This window comes from Streptomyces sp. rh34 (assembly GCF_002551245.1).
Taxonomy (GTDB): domain Bacteria; phylum Actinomycetota; class Actinomycetes; order Streptomycetales; family Streptomycetaceae; genus Streptomyces.
In genome coordinates this window covers 1-15,369 of record NZ_NTGZ01000182.1, presented here as the reverse complement: position 1 = coordinate 15,369, position 15,369 = coordinate 1, and the positions used below count along the sequence as shown (strand labels likewise).

The 15,369-nt window shown below is 72.4% G+C and carries 10 protein-coding genes and 1 pseudogene; 5 read left to right on the top strand and 6 right to left on the bottom strand.

Annotation, left to right across the window (positions count from 1 at the left end; all coding sequences use genetic code 11):
• Nucleotides 1-358: 358 nt before the first annotated feature.
• From CR470_RS26950 to CR470_RS41370, 4 genes and pseudogenes are all read left to right on the top strand, one after another.
• Nucleotides 359-1,153, top strand: coding sequence for a zinc ribbon domain-containing protein (locus tag CR470_RS26950; protein WP_257138929.1), 795 nt, complete (start codon nucleotides 359-361; stop codon nucleotides 1,151-1,153).
• A gap of 557 nt (nucleotides 1,154-1,710) precedes the next feature.
• Nucleotides 1,711-2,577 (top strand): terpene synthase family protein, encoded by an 867-nt coding sequence (locus CR470_RS26945; RefSeq protein ID WP_441350781.1) that lies wholly within the window; start codon nucleotides 1,711-1,713, stop codon nucleotides 2,575-2,577.
• Nucleotides 2,578-2,920: 343 nt separating this feature from the next.
• On the top strand, nucleotides 2,921-5,197 hold the full coding sequence (locus CR470_RS26940) for a peptidoglycan recognition protein family protein (RefSeq protein ID WP_257138928.1): 2,277 nt from the start codon (nucleotides 2,921-2,923) through the stop codon (nucleotides 5,195-5,197).
• Between the two features lie 41 nt (nucleotides 5,198-5,238).
• Nucleotides 5,239-6,853, top strand: a pseudogene (locus CR470_RS41370) (carboxylesterase/lipase family protein).
• Between the two features lie 135 nt (nucleotides 6,854-6,988).
• On the opposite strand, the gene CR470_RS26925 reads toward CR470_RS41370, so the two are convergent.
• From CR470_RS26925 to CR470_RS26900, 6 genes are all read right to left on the bottom strand, one after another.
• Nucleotides 6,989-7,204 carry an EF-hand domain-containing protein gene (locus tag CR470_RS26925; RefSeq protein WP_097870119.1) on the bottom strand — a complete coding sequence of 72 codons (216 nt, stop codon included), beginning with the start codon at nucleotides 7,202-7,204 and terminating at the stop codon, nucleotides 6,989-6,991.
• 39 nt (nucleotides 7,205-7,243) lie between these two features.
• A complete protein-coding gene (locus CR470_RS26920; RefSeq protein WP_097870118.1) occupies nucleotides 7,244-8,131 on the bottom strand; it encodes a polysaccharide deacetylase family protein in 888 nt (295 codons plus the stop codon).
• 430 nt (nucleotides 8,132-8,561) lie between these two features.
• A complete protein-coding gene (locus tag CR470_RS26915) occupies nucleotides 8,562-9,077 on the bottom strand; it encodes an ATP-binding protein (RefSeq protein WP_097870117.1) in 516 nt (171 codons plus the stop codon).
• 274 nt (nucleotides 9,078-9,351) lie between these two features.
• Nucleotides 9,352-10,119 carry an enoyl-CoA hydratase/isomerase family protein gene (locus tag CR470_RS26910; RefSeq protein WP_097870116.1) on the bottom strand — a complete coding sequence of 256 codons (768 nt, stop codon included), beginning with the start codon at nucleotides 10,117-10,119 and terminating at the stop codon, nucleotides 9,352-9,354.
• A 91-nt stretch (nucleotides 10,120-10,210) separates the two neighbouring features.
• Nucleotides 10,211-11,458 (bottom strand): L,D-transpeptidase, encoded by a 1,248-nt coding sequence (locus CR470_RS26905; protein WP_097870115.1) that lies wholly within the window; start codon nucleotides 11,456-11,458, stop codon nucleotides 10,211-10,213.
• A 235-nt stretch (nucleotides 11,459-11,693) separates the two neighbouring features.
• The gene (locus CR470_RS26900) at nucleotides 11,694-12,935 is read right to left on the bottom strand and encodes a L,D-transpeptidase (RefSeq protein WP_097870114.1); all 1,242 of its coding nucleotides are present in this window, start codon (nucleotides 12,933-12,935) and stop codon (nucleotides 11,694-11,696) included.
• A 153-nt stretch (nucleotides 12,936-13,088) separates the two neighbouring features.
• Between CR470_RS26900 and glgX the strand changes: the two genes are divergently transcribed.
• Nucleotides 13,089-15,347: a glycogen debranching protein GlgX gene (gene glgX, locus CR470_RS26895; protein WP_097870113.1), complete on the top strand. Its 2,259-nt coding sequence runs from the start codon at nucleotides 13,089-13,091 to the stop codon at nucleotides 15,345-15,347.
• The last annotated feature ends 22 nt before the right edge of the window (nucleotides 15,348-15,369 follow it).

Below are 15,369 nucleotides of genomic sequence, written 5' to 3'. Positions count from 1 at the left end.
TCCCACCCCCGCGCCCGCGCCCACCCCCGCGCCCTCGTCTTCGCCCACGCCAGCGCCCACGCCAGCGCCCGCGCCTCCGCCTTCGCCTTCGCCTTCGCCTTCGCCTTCGGAGCGGTCCGGCCCACCGGCTCGCCCCGCCCCCGACGCCCCGGAGCGGCGCGAACAGCCGCCGCGCCCCGAACCGGCGGCCCCGGAACGCCCCGAGCCCCCCGCGCCCGCCCCCGTGCCGCCGCAGCCCACCGCGCCCCCGGCGAACCCCGTACCGGCGACGCCGCCCGTGCCTCCGGTGCGGCCCGCTCCCGCCCCCGTACGCCCCGGAATCCCGCTCTCCGCACCGGCTTCCAGGAGTGCGTCCGAGGTGGACGAGGAGAACGAACCGGTCGGGGCCGTGCGGCCGGCCAAGCCCGTGGCCCGGCGGCCCGTCGTGCGGCCGGTGGCGGCGGACGAGACGCCGGACGGTCCGCCGTGTCCGGCCTGCGGCACGCCGAACCTCCCCGGGCGGCAGTTCTGCCGCCGGTGCGCCGCTCCGCTCCGGACCCGGGAACAGCCCGCCGCCCTGCCGTGGTGGCGCACCGTGTGGCCGTTCCGCCGCCGGGTGCGCGGGGGCTCGGGCCGGGCGCTGCGGCGGACGCTGCTGGTCCTGGTCGTGGCCGGACTGCTGGTCGCGGGCTTCCTGTTCTTCCCGCTGGGGCGCTACGTCTTCGAGGACGTACGGGACAAGCTCGGCGGCACGGCGGAGATCAGCCCCACCGGGGTGACCGCCAGCGCCTCGGCTCCCGGTCATCCGGCGAGCGCGGCGATCGACAGCCTGACGAACAAGTACTGGGGCGCCCCAGCGCTCGGCGCGTCGCTGACCTCTTCGTTCGGGACTCCGTTCCGGCTGGTCGGCGTCGTGGTGCACACCGGTGTGTCGAAGGAGCCGCAGGAGTTCCGGCGGGGCGCGCGGCCGACCCGGGCGGAGCTGATCGTCACCACGAAGGACGACAAGGTGCACAAGAAGACGGTGACCTTCAACGACAAGCCCGGCAAGCAGGAGACACGGTTGGGCATCAGCGACGTCGTCTCCGTCCGGCTGGTGCTGCGGGAGGCGACCGGCCAGGGCGAGGGGCGGCCGATCGCGGTCGGCGAGATCGAGTTCTTCAAGCGCACCTGAGCAGGCGCGCCCGAGCCGGAAACCGTCACTCCGCCCTTCACTCGACACGCCCGGCCCCCTCCGGTCACCGCCACGCCGAGGGCCCCGCGAGTTCACCAACTACCCTGTAGCGATCAGAGAGTTATTGACGATCAAACATTTTCGGTCACAAATGGCTTCCCTCCACGCCCTCGCCCGGGGTTGACTGGGCATCACCCAAGGTGACGCGCCCGCCCACCGGCTCGCCGACCCTGCCCCGGCGCCCCGGCGCCCGGCGGAGGAAGGAGGACAGCGATGACCCTCCCACCTCGTACGTCGTCCCGCCGCCCGGCCTCCGGGCTCTCGGCCGACGCCTGCCGGCGGGCCCGTCCCCTGCCCGATCATCCGGAACGCGTCGTTCATATCGTCCGCCCGTAATCATCAGACGAGGGGCAGCAATGAGCCAGATCACGTTACCTGCGTTTCACATGCCGTTCCAGAGTGCTGGATGCAATCCAGGCCTGGCGGAAACCCGTGCGGCCGCCTGGGAATGGGCCGAAGCCGAAGGGCTCGACCTATCCGTACCGGCCCGGAAGAAAATGATCCGGACCCGCCCGGAACTATGGATCTCCCTCATCTTCCCGCAGGCCACGCAGGAGCATCTCGACCTGTTCTGTCAATGGCTCTTCTGGGCCTTCCTGGTGGACGACGAGTTCGACGACGGCCCGGCCGGGCGCGATCCGCTGATGTGCGAGACGGCGATCACCCGTCTGGTGGACGTCCTCGACGGCGCCGCGCCGAACGGGCCGATGGAGCGGGCGCTCGCCGGGCTGCGGGACCGCACCTGCCGCGGGCGGTCGCCGCAGTGGAACCGGCAGTTCCGGCGGGACACCGCCGCCTGGCTGTGGACGTACTACGCCGAGGCCGTCGAGCGCGCCGCCGGGCAGGTGCCGAGCCGGGCCGAATTCGCCAAACACCGGCGGGATTCGGTCGCCATGCAGCCCTTTCTCTGCCTGCACGAGATCACCGCCGGAATCGACCTCCCGGATTCCGCCCGGAGCCTGCCCGCTTATATCGCCCTGCGGAACGCGGTCACCGATCATTCCGGGCTCTGCAACGACATCTGCTCCTTCGAGAAGGAAGCCGCTCTCGGCTACGAGCACAACGCCGTACGGCTGATTCAGCGCGACCGGGGTTGCGCCCTCCAGGAGGCGGTCGACGAGGCCGGTATCCAACTGGCCCGGATTGCCGAGCGGGTGCAGCGGGCGGAAAAGGAACTGATCGAGGAAATCGAGGCGGCGGGCATCGGCGGCCCGACCCGGGCGGCACTGGAGCGGTGTGTGAAGGACTACCGGGGACTCGTACGGGGCGACTTCGACTACCACGCGCGCGCCGAGCGCTACACCCGCCCGGATCTGGTGGAGCTGGACGAACGGGACTCGCTGTCCCAGCACTTCGCCGCCTGAACGACCCGCCCGGCCACGACCGCCCCCGCGGCGGCTCCGAGGCCGGGGAATCGGCTCTCCCGTGCCCCCGGGCCGGGAGGGCCGATCCCCGGGCCGTCGTGACCGGCCGAACGTTCCCGAACCGGTCCCGAACCGTTCCCGAACGTAGGCGCCGGACCGGGCGGGTGGGGTGATGTCCGGTCCGGTCGCATGGAAGACTGAGGCCCGCAAGCATGTCCCGGGTCGCCCCACCGGCCGGGCCGGCGGAAACGCCGTGCCCCCGGTCAGCGACTGACCGGCCGGAATGCCCTGCCCTCCAGCCAGCGTCGTCCCCGGGGAATCACACGTGAGAGCTCAACGAAGAATGTGGACCACGGCCGCCGTCACCACCGCGGCCGTGGCAGGTGTCCTGGTGTTCCAGGGCGTGACCGGCACCTCCGAAGCCGACCGCGACGGGCGGGCGGCGGACGCCAAGTCCGCCCCGGTGAAGGCCGATGTGCACAGGACCGCGCTGAAGACCTCGGCCGACGGCGGCTCCGCGTCGCTCGCGCGGCGCGACACCGAACCGTTCAGTCTGCTCGGCGTCACCTGGACCGATCCCGCCGCCCGGGTGACGGGGAGCGTCGAGGCCCGTACCCGGTCCGCCGCCACCGGCGAATGGACCGGCTGGCTGCCCTTGGACACCGAGATCGACGGGCGCACCGAGACCGGCCGGTCCGGCGTCCGCGGCACCACCGAACCCCGCTGGGTGGGCCCCTCCAACGGCGTCGAGGTCCGCGTCAGGGCCGGTGACGGCGTCCGGGCCGGGCTGCCCGAGGGGCTGCGGCTCGACACCGTCGACCCGGGCGGCGACCCCGCCCCGCTCGCCGCCGAACCGGCCGCGTTCGCCGTGGAGGAGACCCCCTCCGAGGAACCCACGCCCGGTCAGGAGCCGCCGGTCACCCCGCCCGCGGAGGAGCCGGTCGAGGAGCCCACGGACGAGCCGTCGCCCACCCCGACCACCGAGACCCCGGCGCCGCCGAGCCCCACGCCGAGCCCGAGCACCGAAACCCCGACGCCGTCCGCGTCGCCGACGACGCCCACCGGCTCACCGTCGCCGACGCTCCCGCCCGCGCCGCCGTCCACCGCTCCGCAGCCGCCGATCGTCTCCCGGGCGGTCTGGAAGGCGGACGAGTCGCTCAACGGCGAGTCGCCCGACTACCTCGACCAGGTCAAGGCCGTCTTCGTCCACCACACGGCGCAGACGAACGCGTACTCCTGCGCCGACTCCGCGGCCATCGTGCGCGGTCTGCACACGTACCACGTGAAGTCGAACGGCTGGAAGGACCTCGGCTACAACTTCATCGTCGACAAGTGCGGCACGGTCTTCGAGGGCCGCAAGGGCGGTGTGGACCGGCCCGTGATGGGAGCGCACACCTACGGGTTCAACCGGGACACCACCGGCATCGCCGTGATCGGCATGTACACCGACACCAAGGCCGCGACCGCCGCGACCACCTCGGTCGCCCGTGTCTCCGCGTGGAAGCTCGGCCAGTACAAGGGCGACCCGGCCGGTTCCGTCCAGCTCACCGCCGGGGCGAACGGCAAGAACCTGGCCCACAAGCAGTTCGTCGCCGGACAGCAGTACGCCTTCCCCCGGATCTCCGGGCACCGGGACGGGTTCGCCACCGAGTGCCCCGGCCTCTCCCTGTACCAACAGCTCCCCGCCATCCGCTCCCTGGCCGCCGGCCCCGTCACCGGGCTCACCATCACCTCGGTGACCGGTGCGAACGCCCCCGGTTCCACGTACTACACCCGGTCGAAGATCACCGTCGGCTGGAAGGCGACCACGCCCTCCTCCCTCGTCAAGGGTTACGAACTGCTCGTCGACGGAAAGCCGGTGGCCGCCGTCAAGGGCAATGTCACCTCGGCCCCGGCCACCCTCGCCGCCGGGAAGCACTCCGTGCAGGTCCGGGCCACCCACCAGTCGGGGAAGACCTCCCTCTCCCCGGTCGCGACCGTGGTCGCCGACATCGCGGCGCCGGTCTTCTCCACCAAGCCGGCCCTCACCCTGCGCACCGGCACGGTGAACTCCACCGCCGTCCCGCTCACCCTGAAGTGGAAGGCCACCGACGCCGCCTCCCTCAAGGAGGTCCGGCTCACCGCCCCCGTCGCCAAGACGTACGGCCCGACCACGGTCAGCGCCTCGCACACCGCCAAGCCCGGCAAGGCGACCACCTGGAAGATGACGGCGTACGACCGCGCGGGCAACACGGCCGCCGCCTCGGTCACCCGCACCCCGGTGATCCTCCAGGAGTCCGCCGCCAAGAAGAGCGGGAAGTGGACCACGAAGTCCTCCGGCAGCTACCTGGGCGGCAAGTCGTACTCCAGCAGCACCAAGAGCGCCAGTCTGACCTGGACGTTCACCGGCCGGTCAGCCGCGTGGGTGGTGTCGCGGGCCGCCACTTCGGGGCAGGCATACGTCTACGTCGACGGGAAGAAGGCCGCCACGGTGGACCTGAAGTCCTCCGCCACGAAGTACCGGCAGGCCATCTGGACGAAGTCCTGGTCCTCCAGCGCCAAGCACACGGTCAAGATCGTGGTCGTCGGCACCAAGGGCCGCCCGGCGCTGACCACGGACGGGCTGGTCTACCTGAAGTAGCCGCCCGGACCACCGCACCGCGAGAGGGGTTGGCACGCGCCATGTCCGACATCGTGGCGGGGACTCCCCCGCTGGTGAGGACCGTGCACGGCACCGTGCGCGGTGCGGTGGAGCGGGGCGTCGCGGTCTTCCGCGGCATCCCGTACGCGGCTCCGCCGGTGGGCGCGGCGAGGTTCCGCGCGCCCGGGGCTCCCGCGCCCTGGACGGGGGTGCGCGAGGCCGTGGCGTTCGGCCCGACGGCCCCCAAGCGGCCCTACGCCCCGCCGCTGGACCGGCTGCTGCCGGATCCGGCGGTGCCGGGCGACGCCTGCCTGAACCTCAACGTGTGGACGCCCTCGCCGGAGCCGGGTGCGGCCGGGCTCCCGGTGCTCGTGTGGGTCCACGGGGGTTCGCTGGTACACGGCTCCTCGGCGGTGCCGGTGTACGACGGGTCCGCGTTCGCCCGGGACGGGGTGGTCCTCGTCTCGGTCAACTACCGCCTGGGCGTCGAGGGCTTCGGGGTCTTCCCGGACGCGCCCGCCAACCGGGGGCTCCTGGACCAGCTGGCCGCCCTGGAGTGGGTGCGCGACAACATCGCGGCGTTCGGCGGTGACCCGGACCGGGTGACGGTGGCCGGGGAGTCGGCGGGGGCGGTCAGCGTCGCCGCCCTGCTGGCCTCGCCCCGGTCGGCGGGGCTGCTGCGGCGTGCGGTGCTCCAGAGCGGGGCGCCCGCCGCGCTGCCGCCCGCCGCCGCACGCGGGACGACCGAGCTGATCGCGAAGCGGCTCGGGGCTGTCTCTTATACACATCTNACAGCTGCTGCGGCGTGCGGTGCTCCAGAGCGGGGCGCCCGCCGCGCTGCCGCCCGCCGCCGCACGCGGGACGACCGAGCTGATCGCGAAGCGGCTCGGGGTGCCCGCGACGGCCGCCGCGCTGGCCGCCGTGGACCCCGAGGCGCTGCTGACCGCGCAGACAGAGGTCACCAGCGGCGGGAACCCGCTGACCGGCCGCAGCTCCTTCCAGGTGGTCGTGGACGGCGAACTGCTGCCCCACGACCCCGTGGAGGCGCTGCACGCGGGCGCGTCCGCCGGGATCGACCTGCTGCTGGGCGCGAACACCGAGGAGTACCGGCTCTGGTTCGTACCCGGCGGCCTCACCGAGAAGATCAGCGAGCCGCGGCTCCGCCTCGCCCTGCTGAAGTTCAAGGTGCCGAACGCCACGGCCCGCACCTACCGCGCCAACCGCCCGGACGCCACCCCCGGCGAGATCCTCGGCGCGCTCGCGACGGACCTGCTGCTGCGGGTCCCGCTCAACCGGCTGGCCGATGCCCGGACGCAGGCGCCGGGTGCCACGTACGTGTACGAGTTCGGCTGGCCCACCCCCGTACAGCGGCTGGGCGCCTGTCACGCGCTGGAGCTGGGTTTCGTCTTCGACACGCTCGCCCACCCCGACACGATGGCCCTGACCGGCCCCGACGCCCCGCAGGAACTGGCGGACGCGATGCACCGGGCGTGGGTCGACTTCGCGACCTGCGGGGACCCGGGGTGGCCGTCCTGGGACGCGCGGCGGCCCGTGACGGTCTTCGGCCCGGGGGCGCCGGAGCTGGTCCTGGCCCCGCGCGACGACGAGTTGCGCGGCTGGAAGCCGTACCGCACAGGCCGCCGCGAGGCCCGCTAGCGCGGTCGGGCCGGGAGGGGGCCGGAGAACGTCACGGCCCGGTCCTCGCCGGTGGACAAGGGCACGAACCGGCGGCGGCCGGACCCCGACGGCGCGGGACCGGCCGCCGAGGCGGATCAGGCCTTGCTCAGTGGCTCAGGCCTTGTTCTGCGAGGCCCAGAACTCGTCGAAGGTGAGCATGCCGTCACCGTTGGCGTCGTGGGAGTTGATGATCGCCTGCGCCACCGTCTCGGTGACGAAGGGGTCGCCCAACTGGGCCATCGCACTCTTGTACTCGTTGGCCGTGATGAGCCCGTCGCCGTCCCTGTCGAACCGCTCGAATGCCGTCCGCGCCGACTCGATGTCCGCCACTGTTCCGCCCCTTCGTGATGCCGAATGTCAGGGGTCAGATTATCGGGCCGTCCGGGTGACATCGGCGGCCGGTCGGCCCAGCAGCTCGGTGGCCGTCACCGCGCGCAGCCCGCGGCGGCCGATCTCGGCGAGAAGCAGCGGCAGCGCGTCGACGGTGACCGGGCGGCCGAGGCTCAGCTCCACCACCGAACCGTTGCGCAGCTCCCCCGCGACCTTCCGGGTGACGGCGGCGACGCGGGTGGCCGCGTGGTCGAGCGACTCCACGTCGCAGCCGAGGACATGGGGGTAGCCGGCCCGCTGGGCGAGGCGCTGGAGGAGCGGGGAGGCGTACGTGGTGGGCGAGGGGCGGAACCAGGTGCCGATGGACCCGGTGAGCCGGCGCAGCCGCCGGGCGCACGCGGCGATCTCCTCGTACGCCGCGCGCTCGTCCAGGGAGGCGAGGTCGAGGTGGTGCTCGGTGTGGTTGCCGATCTCGTGGCCCCCGTCGAGGATCCGGCGGGCCAGGCCGGGGTGGTCGGCGAGCCAGGCGCCGACCGCGAGCACCGTGACGTGTGCCCCGGCCTGTTCGCACCGGGCGAGTGCGGCGCGGGCGAGGTCCGGATCGCCCCGCCCGTCGAAGGTGAGGGCGACGCGGGGCCGGTCGCGGGGACCGTGCGCGATCCGGAAGGGCAGCCCGGGGAAGCCGCGCGGAGCGGGGGCGGCGGCCCGGGAGGCGGCGGGGGACGGAGTCACGGTGGCGGTGGGGCCCGGGGTGCCGGAGGCGGTGGTGGTGGGCGCCGTGCCGGGTGGGCGGGTGACGGCCGCGGGCCCACCGGCTCCGCCCGCTCCGTCGGTCCGGGCACACCCTGCGGCGAGGGCGGCGGCCAGCGCCCCGGCCCCGGCTCCCAGCGCGTTCCGGCGGCCCATCGGGGCCCTGTGTCCGTCCATGCCCGACCACCTCGCGTTCCACGGGTTCCACCGGTTCCCGGGACACAGTAGGGGCGGACTGGGCGAAATAGGGTGATTGGGCAATTCACCAGATGATCAATGAATCATTCAAGCAGCGCCATAAGGATGCATTGAATGCCAGGCGAGTGACCGAGCACACCTACGATTCAACCGGCGAATGCCCGCTTGTTCCATGTATATCCCGACAAGTCGCTTTGGCGCCGGGGTCGCCCGTCTGCCATAGTCGGAGCCACGACCCCCATTGACCCGGGCACAGGTCGTCATGAGCGGCCGTGGACACACCCCCCATTCCACGGCCCCCGACAGAAGCCCCCCGCAGCGCCGCACCACGGCCGACCGGGGGCTTCTGCGTATCCGGGGCGGGAAGGGCGGAGCGCCAGGGGCGGAGCGGGGAGGGCGGGGTGGCCGGTCAGCGGTCGGAGATGCGCATCTCGAACCAGGTGGTCTTGCCGCGCGGCAGCAGATCCACACCCCAGCGGTCGGAGAGCTTGTCGACGAGCATGAGCCCCCGCCCACTGACGTCCATCTCGCGCACCGGCATCAGACACGGCAGTCCGCGCGAGGGGTCGCGCACCTCGACGCGGATCCAGCCCCGGCGGCGGACCATCCGTAACCCGAAGACCCGGGCCCCGGTGTGGCGCACCGCGTTGCCCACGAGTTCGGAGACGAGGAGCACCGCGTACTCGGCGGTCTGGGGCGAGAGCGCCCACTGGCGGAGGACGACGCAGGAGGTGATGCGCCGCGCCGTCGCCGCCGACTCCGGGCGGGACGGCAGCCGGACCTCCCCCTCGGTCGGATTTCCGAACAACTCCAGCGCCTTGAACGCCTGTTCGTCATCCATGGTCGACGTCCAGCGTGCCGCGGTCGCGCCGCTGCGCGGTCGCGGCTGATCCACACCCTCCAAGCCCGCCATGCCCACCATCATGGCCGCACGGATCGCCCTCCGGGGCCGTTCCGGGGGAATCCGCACCCCGGAACAACCCGTCCCACGGAAGGCTTTTGACATATGCCTCTGGCAGGACAGCTCCCCGGACGGCCCTGCTGAGCTGCGACGATGCCCAGCCCGAGGAGGACTGCCCGGCCGGAGACGCTACCGGGCCTTAAGGTTGCCTTAAGGTCCCGATAATCCGCTCTGACGGATGAACTCCCCGCGCGGAACCGTCCGACCCGACTACCGGGCCACCCGTTCCGACTACCCGTCAGCGGAAGGTGGCCTTGCCCGGACCCTCCTCGACGAAGCTGCGCATGCCCCGCTCGCGGTCCTCCGTGGCGAACAGGCCGGAGAACCAGTTCCGCTCGATGGTGAGCCCGGTGTCGAGGTCCGTCTCCAGCCCGGCGTCCACCGCTTCCTTGGCCGCGCGCAGCGCCAGCGCGGGCCCCTTGGCCAGCGCGGCGGCCCAGGCGTGCGCCTGCTCGTAGACCTCGGCGGCCGGGACCACCCGGTCGACCAGCCCCAGCGTCAGCGCCTCCTCCGCCTTGACCATGCGGCCGGTGAAGATGAGGTCCTTGGCCCGGGAGGGGCCGATCAGCCGGGCGAGCCGCTGGGTGCCGCCCGCGCCCGGGATCAGCCCGAGGAGGATCTCCGGCTGCCCGAGCTTGGCGTTGTCCGCGGCGATCCGGAAGTCGGCGCAGAGCGCCAGCTCACAGCCGCCGCCGAGCGCGTAGCCGGTGACGGCGGCGACGACCGGCTTGGGGATGCGGGCGACGGCGGTGAAGGCGTCCTGGAGGCCCTTGGACCTCAGGACCATCGCCGTGTGGTCCATCGCCTGCATCTCCTTGATGTCCGCGCCCGCCGCGAACACCTTCTCGCCGCCGTAGAGGATCACCGACCGCACGTCCTCGCGCCGGGTCGCCTCCTCGGCCAGCTCCCGCAGCCGGTCCTGGACCGCCACGTCCAGGGCGTTCATGGGTGGCCGGTCCAGGAGGATCGTGCCGACGCCGTCGCGTACTTCGAGGGTCACAGTCATGGAGGCAGGTTAACCACTGCTAACGCCCGCGGGCCCGGTGCCGTTGGTCACAGCACCGGGCCCGCGGGGTCGGTCGGGGAGGGAAGAGGTCCTACTTCTTCCACTCCTCCCAGTCCATGTTCCAGCCGTTGAGGCCGTTGTCCGGCTGGATCGTCTTGTCGTGCGAGTTCTTCACGATGACCACGTCACCGATCAGCGACTTGTTGTAGAACCAGGCCGCGGGCGTCTGGTTGTCGTAGCCGCCGCGCACATCCCGCAGACCGACACAGCCGTGGCTGGTGTTGGAGTTGCCGAAGATGGAGGACGCGCCCCAGTAGTTTCCGTGCAGGAAGGTGCCCGACGTGGACAGCCGCATGGCGTGCGGCACGTCCTTGATGTCGTACTCGCCACCGAAGCCCACGGTGTCGCCGTTCATCCGGGTCACCTTCAGCTTCTCGCTGATGACCATCTGACCGTTGTACGTGGTCGTCGCCGGTGCGCCGGCGGAGATCGGGATGTCCTTGATCTGCTTGCCGTCGCGGACCACCTTCATCCGCTTCGCGCTCGCGTCGACGGTGGAGACCTGGCTGCGGCCGATGGTGAACGACACCTTCTTGGCCTGCTTGCCGTAGACGCCCGGCCGGCCCTCGACGCCGTCGAGGTTGAGGTCGACGGTCACCTTGGTGCCCGCCGCCCAGTACTTCTCCGGGCGGAAGTCGAGACGGTCGTTCCCGAACCAGTGACCCTCGATCTCGACGGCCGGCTCGGCCGTCACCTTGATCGCCCGCTCCACCGCGTCGGGGTCGGTGATGCCCCGGGTGAAGTTGATGGAGACCGGCATGCCGACCCCGACGGTGGAGCCGTCCTCCGGCGTGTAGTGCCCGATGAAGGTGTTCGCCGGGACGAGCGTGGTGAAGGTGGTGTCCTTCGCCGACTCACGTCCCTCCGCGTCCTTCGCCACCGCGTGCACCGCGTACTTCGTGGCGGCGGCGAGGTGCCGTTCGGGCGTCCAGCTCGCGCCGTCGGCCGCGATCTCGCCCTCGACCTCGTTGCCCTTGGGGTCGGAGACCTTCACCGTGGTCAGCTTGCCCTGCGTGGCGCCGATCTTCAGCGCACCGCTGGTCGCCACGGACTCCGCGCCGTCCTTGGGCGCGATGGTCACCACCGCCTGCGAGGCGGTCGTGTCCTCCTTCTTCGCGCTGCCCGCCGGCCCCTTCTTGTCCCCCGCGCCGGCGTCGCCGCCGCCGCACGCCGTCACCAGCAACAGCAGTGCGCCCAGAACCAGGGCCAGGAGCCCCGTTCCGCCGCGCCGCTCCCCGCTCGCCCCGGCCGATGCCCCCGATATCGGCTGCCCGTTCACTGTGGTCGTCTCCCCTCGCAGGGCCCGGCTCCCGCCGTGGCCCGCACCCCCGCGCGCCGAACATGCGCGCCGCCGCAAGATAATCACATCGCGAGCGGGGTGAACTCCCTCCGGAATGTCACCGTTCCGTACCAGTGGTCCGGGGAGCCGCGCAGGTGGCGCGGGGGCCGGGAGGAGGGGCGGGGGGCGCGGAGGTGCGGAGGTGCGGAGGTGCGGGGGACACGGGCCCGGGGCCTCACCGCAGGGCGGAGCCGGCCTTCCACTTCTTCCAGCCGAGGTTCCAGCCGCTGAGTCCGTTGTCCGGTGCGACCTTCTTGTCCCGGGAGTTGACCACCTCGACCACGTCGCCGATGAGGGTCCGGTCGAAGAACCAGCCGCCGGGCGTGGAGCCGCTGCCGCCCTTGGCGTCGCGCAGTCCGACGCAGCCGTGGCTGACGTTCTCCTCACCGAAGACGGAGTCGTCGGCCCAGTAGTTGCCGTGCAGGAAGGTGCCGGACTCGGTGAGCCGAATCGCGTGCGGCACGTCCTTGATGTCGTACTCGCCCTTGCCCTTCTTGTCCGTGAAGCCGACCGTGGCCCCGTTCATCCGGGTCACCTCGTGCATCTCGGTGACGACCATCTTCCCGTTGTACGTAGTCGTCTTCGGGGCCCCCGCGGTGATCGGGATCGTGTCCACGAGCTCTCCGTCCCGGCGCACCTCCATGGTCTTCTCCTCCGCGTCGACCCGGGAGACCTGGGAGCGGCCGACCGTGAAGACAACGGTCTTGTCCTGGCTTCCGTAGACCCCCGGGGCGCCCTCGACGTCGCGCAGCCCGATGTCGACGGTGACCTCGGTGCCGGGCTTCCAGTACGCCTTGGGGCGGAAGTCGAGCCGGTCCTTGCCGAACCAGTGACCGGCGACCTCCACCACCGGATCGGACGTCACCCGGATGGCCTTCTCCACCGCGGCCCGGTCGGCGATCGGGCGGTTGAAGGAGAAGGAGACGATCATGCCGGTGCCGACGGTGGAACGGTTCTCCGGTTTGAAGTACCCGATGAAGCGGTGCTCGGGGACGAGCGTGGTGAACGTGGAGTGCCGGGCGGAGCGGCGGCCCGCCCCGTCCACGGCCACCGCGTCGATGCTGTACTTCGCGGCGAGGGCGAGCCGCCCCGCGGCGGGCTCCGGCTTCCAGGACCTCCCGTCGTCGGTGATGCGCCCGGCCACCGTCTGCTGCCGCGCGTCCTCGATCCGCCTGACCTTCACGCTCTCCAGCCGCCCGTCGGGGACCTTCACCGCGACGCGGGTCTCCTCGTCGACGTCCTTCGCGCCGTCCTCGGGGAAGACGCTGATCGCGTCGCCGGAGGATCGCGCCTTCCCGTTGAACACCGCGTCCCGGGCGTCGGTGCAGCCGGTCAGAAGGGCCAGCACGGTCAGCAGTCCTGCCCATGTCAGCACGGCGGCCGAGCCGGCCCGTGCGCTCTTCGCTGTGTGGTTCACGCTCCCCCCAACGACCGGGGCCGGTCGGGGGAAACGTGAGTGCGGGCCGTCCGGTGGGCAGAACAGAGGGGAGGACTACCTGAACAGGGCCGCGGCCGGGACGCCGCGCGCCGCTCGTAGGTGCCCGTCCCACGAGCCGCGGGAGGCGACACGGTGTCCAGCGCAGCCGAGCAGGAGGCAGTACAGGATCCGGACGCGGTGGCCGGCGCCCGGACGGAGGTCTCGGAGCACCACCGCGCCGGGGACGCCCGGGTGGAAGCGGCGGCCCCCGCCGTCTGGCCCGGGGCCCCGATGCCGCTGGGGGCCCGCTTCCGGGTCGGCCCGGACGGGGTGGCGGGGACCAATTTCGCCCTGTGGGCGGGCGGGGCCGAGGCGGTCGAGCTGTGTCTGTTCGACGAGCGGGGCACGGAGACCCGCTGCCCGCTGACCGAGCTGACCCATGAGATCTGGCACGGCTTCGTCCCCGGGGTGCGGCCCGGTCAGCGTTACGGCTACCGGGTGCACGGCCGCTGGGACCCGTGGACCGGGGCCCGCTGGAACGCGGCGAAGCTGCTGCTGGACCCGTACGCCCGTGCGGTCGACGGGACCTTCACCCTGCCGCCCGAGGTCTACGGGCACGTACGGGACTGGCCGGACCAGCATGTGGCCGACACCGTGCGGGACGACCGGGACTCGGCGCCCTTCGTACCCAAGGGCGTCGTCGTCCGCGACGACGACGACTGGGTGGAGGACCGGCGGCCCAAGACCCCGTGGGCGGACTCCGTCATCTACGAGCTGCACGTGCGGGGCTTCACCAGGCTGCACCCGGACATCCCGCCCGAGCTGCGCGGCACGTACGCGGGTCTCGCGCACCCGGCCGCGATCGAGCACCTGACCCGGCTCGGGGTGAGCGCCGTCGAACTGCTCCCGGTGCACCAGTTCGCCCACGAGGACCACCTGCTGCGGCGCGGGCTGCGCAACCACTGGGGCTACAACTCCATCGGCTACTTCGCCCCGCACGCCGACTACTCCGCCTCCGGGACGGCGGGCCAGCAGGTCGGCGAGTTCAAGCGCATGGTCCACGCGCTGCACGAGGCCGGGATCGAGGTGATCCTCGACGTCGTCTACAACCACACCGCGGAGGCGGGCGAACTGGGCCCCATGCTGTCGCTGCGCGGCATCGACAACCGGGGCTACTACCGGCTGAGGGAGGACCCGCGCCGCTACGCCGACTACACCGGCTGCGGCAACACCCTGCACGTGGTGCAGCCCCAGGTGCTGCGGCTCATCACCGACTCGCTGCGCTACTGGGTCACCGAGATGGGCGTCGACGGCTTCCGCTTCGACCTGGCGGCGGCACTGGCCCGCTCGATGCACGACGTGGACATGCTCTCCCCGTTCCTCGCGGTGATCGCCCAGGACCCGGTGCTGCGCCGGGTCAAGCTCATCGCCGAGCCGTGGGACGTCGGCAACGGCGGCTACCAGGTCGGGGCGTTCCCTCCCCTGTGGACCGAGTGGAACGACCGCTACCGTGACGCGGTGCGCGACTTCTGGCGCGGCGCGCTCCCCGACGTACGGGATCTCGGCTACCGGCTGACCGGTTCCAGCGACCTGTACGCCTGGGGCGGCCGCCGCCCGTACGCCTCGGTCAACTTCGTCACCGCGCACGACGGTTTCACCCTGCGCGACCTGGTCAGCTACGAGCAGAAGCACAACGAGGCGAACGGGGAGGGCAACCGGGACGGGACGAGCGACAACCGGGCGTGGAACTGCGGGGCGGAGGGCGAGAGCGACGACCCGGGGATCAACGCGCTGCGCCGCCGTCAGCTCCGCAATCTGCTGACCACCCTGCTGCTGTCCACCGGGGTACCGATGCTGGTGGCGGGCGACGAGATGGGCCGGACGCAGGGCGGCAACAACAACGCCTACTGCCAGGACAACGAGACCGGCTGGGTGGACTGGTCGCTGCTGGAGCAGCCGGAGTGGCGGGAGCTGACCGAGCTGACGGCCCGGGTGCTGACACTGCGCCGGACCCATCCGGTGCTGCGGCGGCGCGCGTTCTTCTCCGGCCGGGCGCAGGCCCCGGACGGGCTCCGGGACCTGGCGTGGTTCACCCGGGACGGCCGGGAGATGACGGAGGGCGACTGGTACGCCCCCGCCGCCACGCTCGGCCTCTACCTCTCCGGGCGGGACATCCCGGGGCGGGACGCGCGGGGCGAGCCGGTCACCGACGACAGCTTCCTGACGGTCCTGCACGCGGGCGCGGAGCCGACGTCCTTCGCCCTGCCGGGAGCGCCGTGGGCGACCCGCTACGCACTGGTCCTGGACACCTCGCGGGAGGAGCAGGCCGAGGCTCCCGGCACGGTCCTGGACGGCGGTACGGAGATCACGGTGCCGGCCCGCTCGGTGCTGCTGCTGCGGGTGACGGCGTAGGGGGAAGGGGGAAGGGGGAAGG

Coding starts and splice junctions, on each gene's coding strand:
- CR470_RS26920 (WP_097870118.1), bottom strand. CDS start 8,131: ATGGACGGACACAGGGCCCCGATGGGCCGCCGGAACGCGCTGGGAGCC.
- CR470_RS26945 (WP_441350781.1), top strand. CDS start 1,711: ATGATCCGGACCCGCCCGGAACTATGGATCTCCCTCATCTTCCCGCAG.
- CR470_RS26940 (WP_257138928.1), top strand. CDS start 2,921: ATGTGGACCACGGCCGCCGTCACCACCGCGGCCGTGGCAGGTGTCCTG.
- CR470_RS26910 (WP_097870116.1), bottom strand. CDS start 10,119: ATGACTGTGACCCTCGAAGTACGCGACGGCGTCGGCACGATCCTCCTG.
- CR470_RS26915 (WP_097870117.1), bottom strand. CDS start 9,077: ATGATGGTGGGCATGGCGGGCTTGGAGGGTGTGGATCAGCCGCGACCG.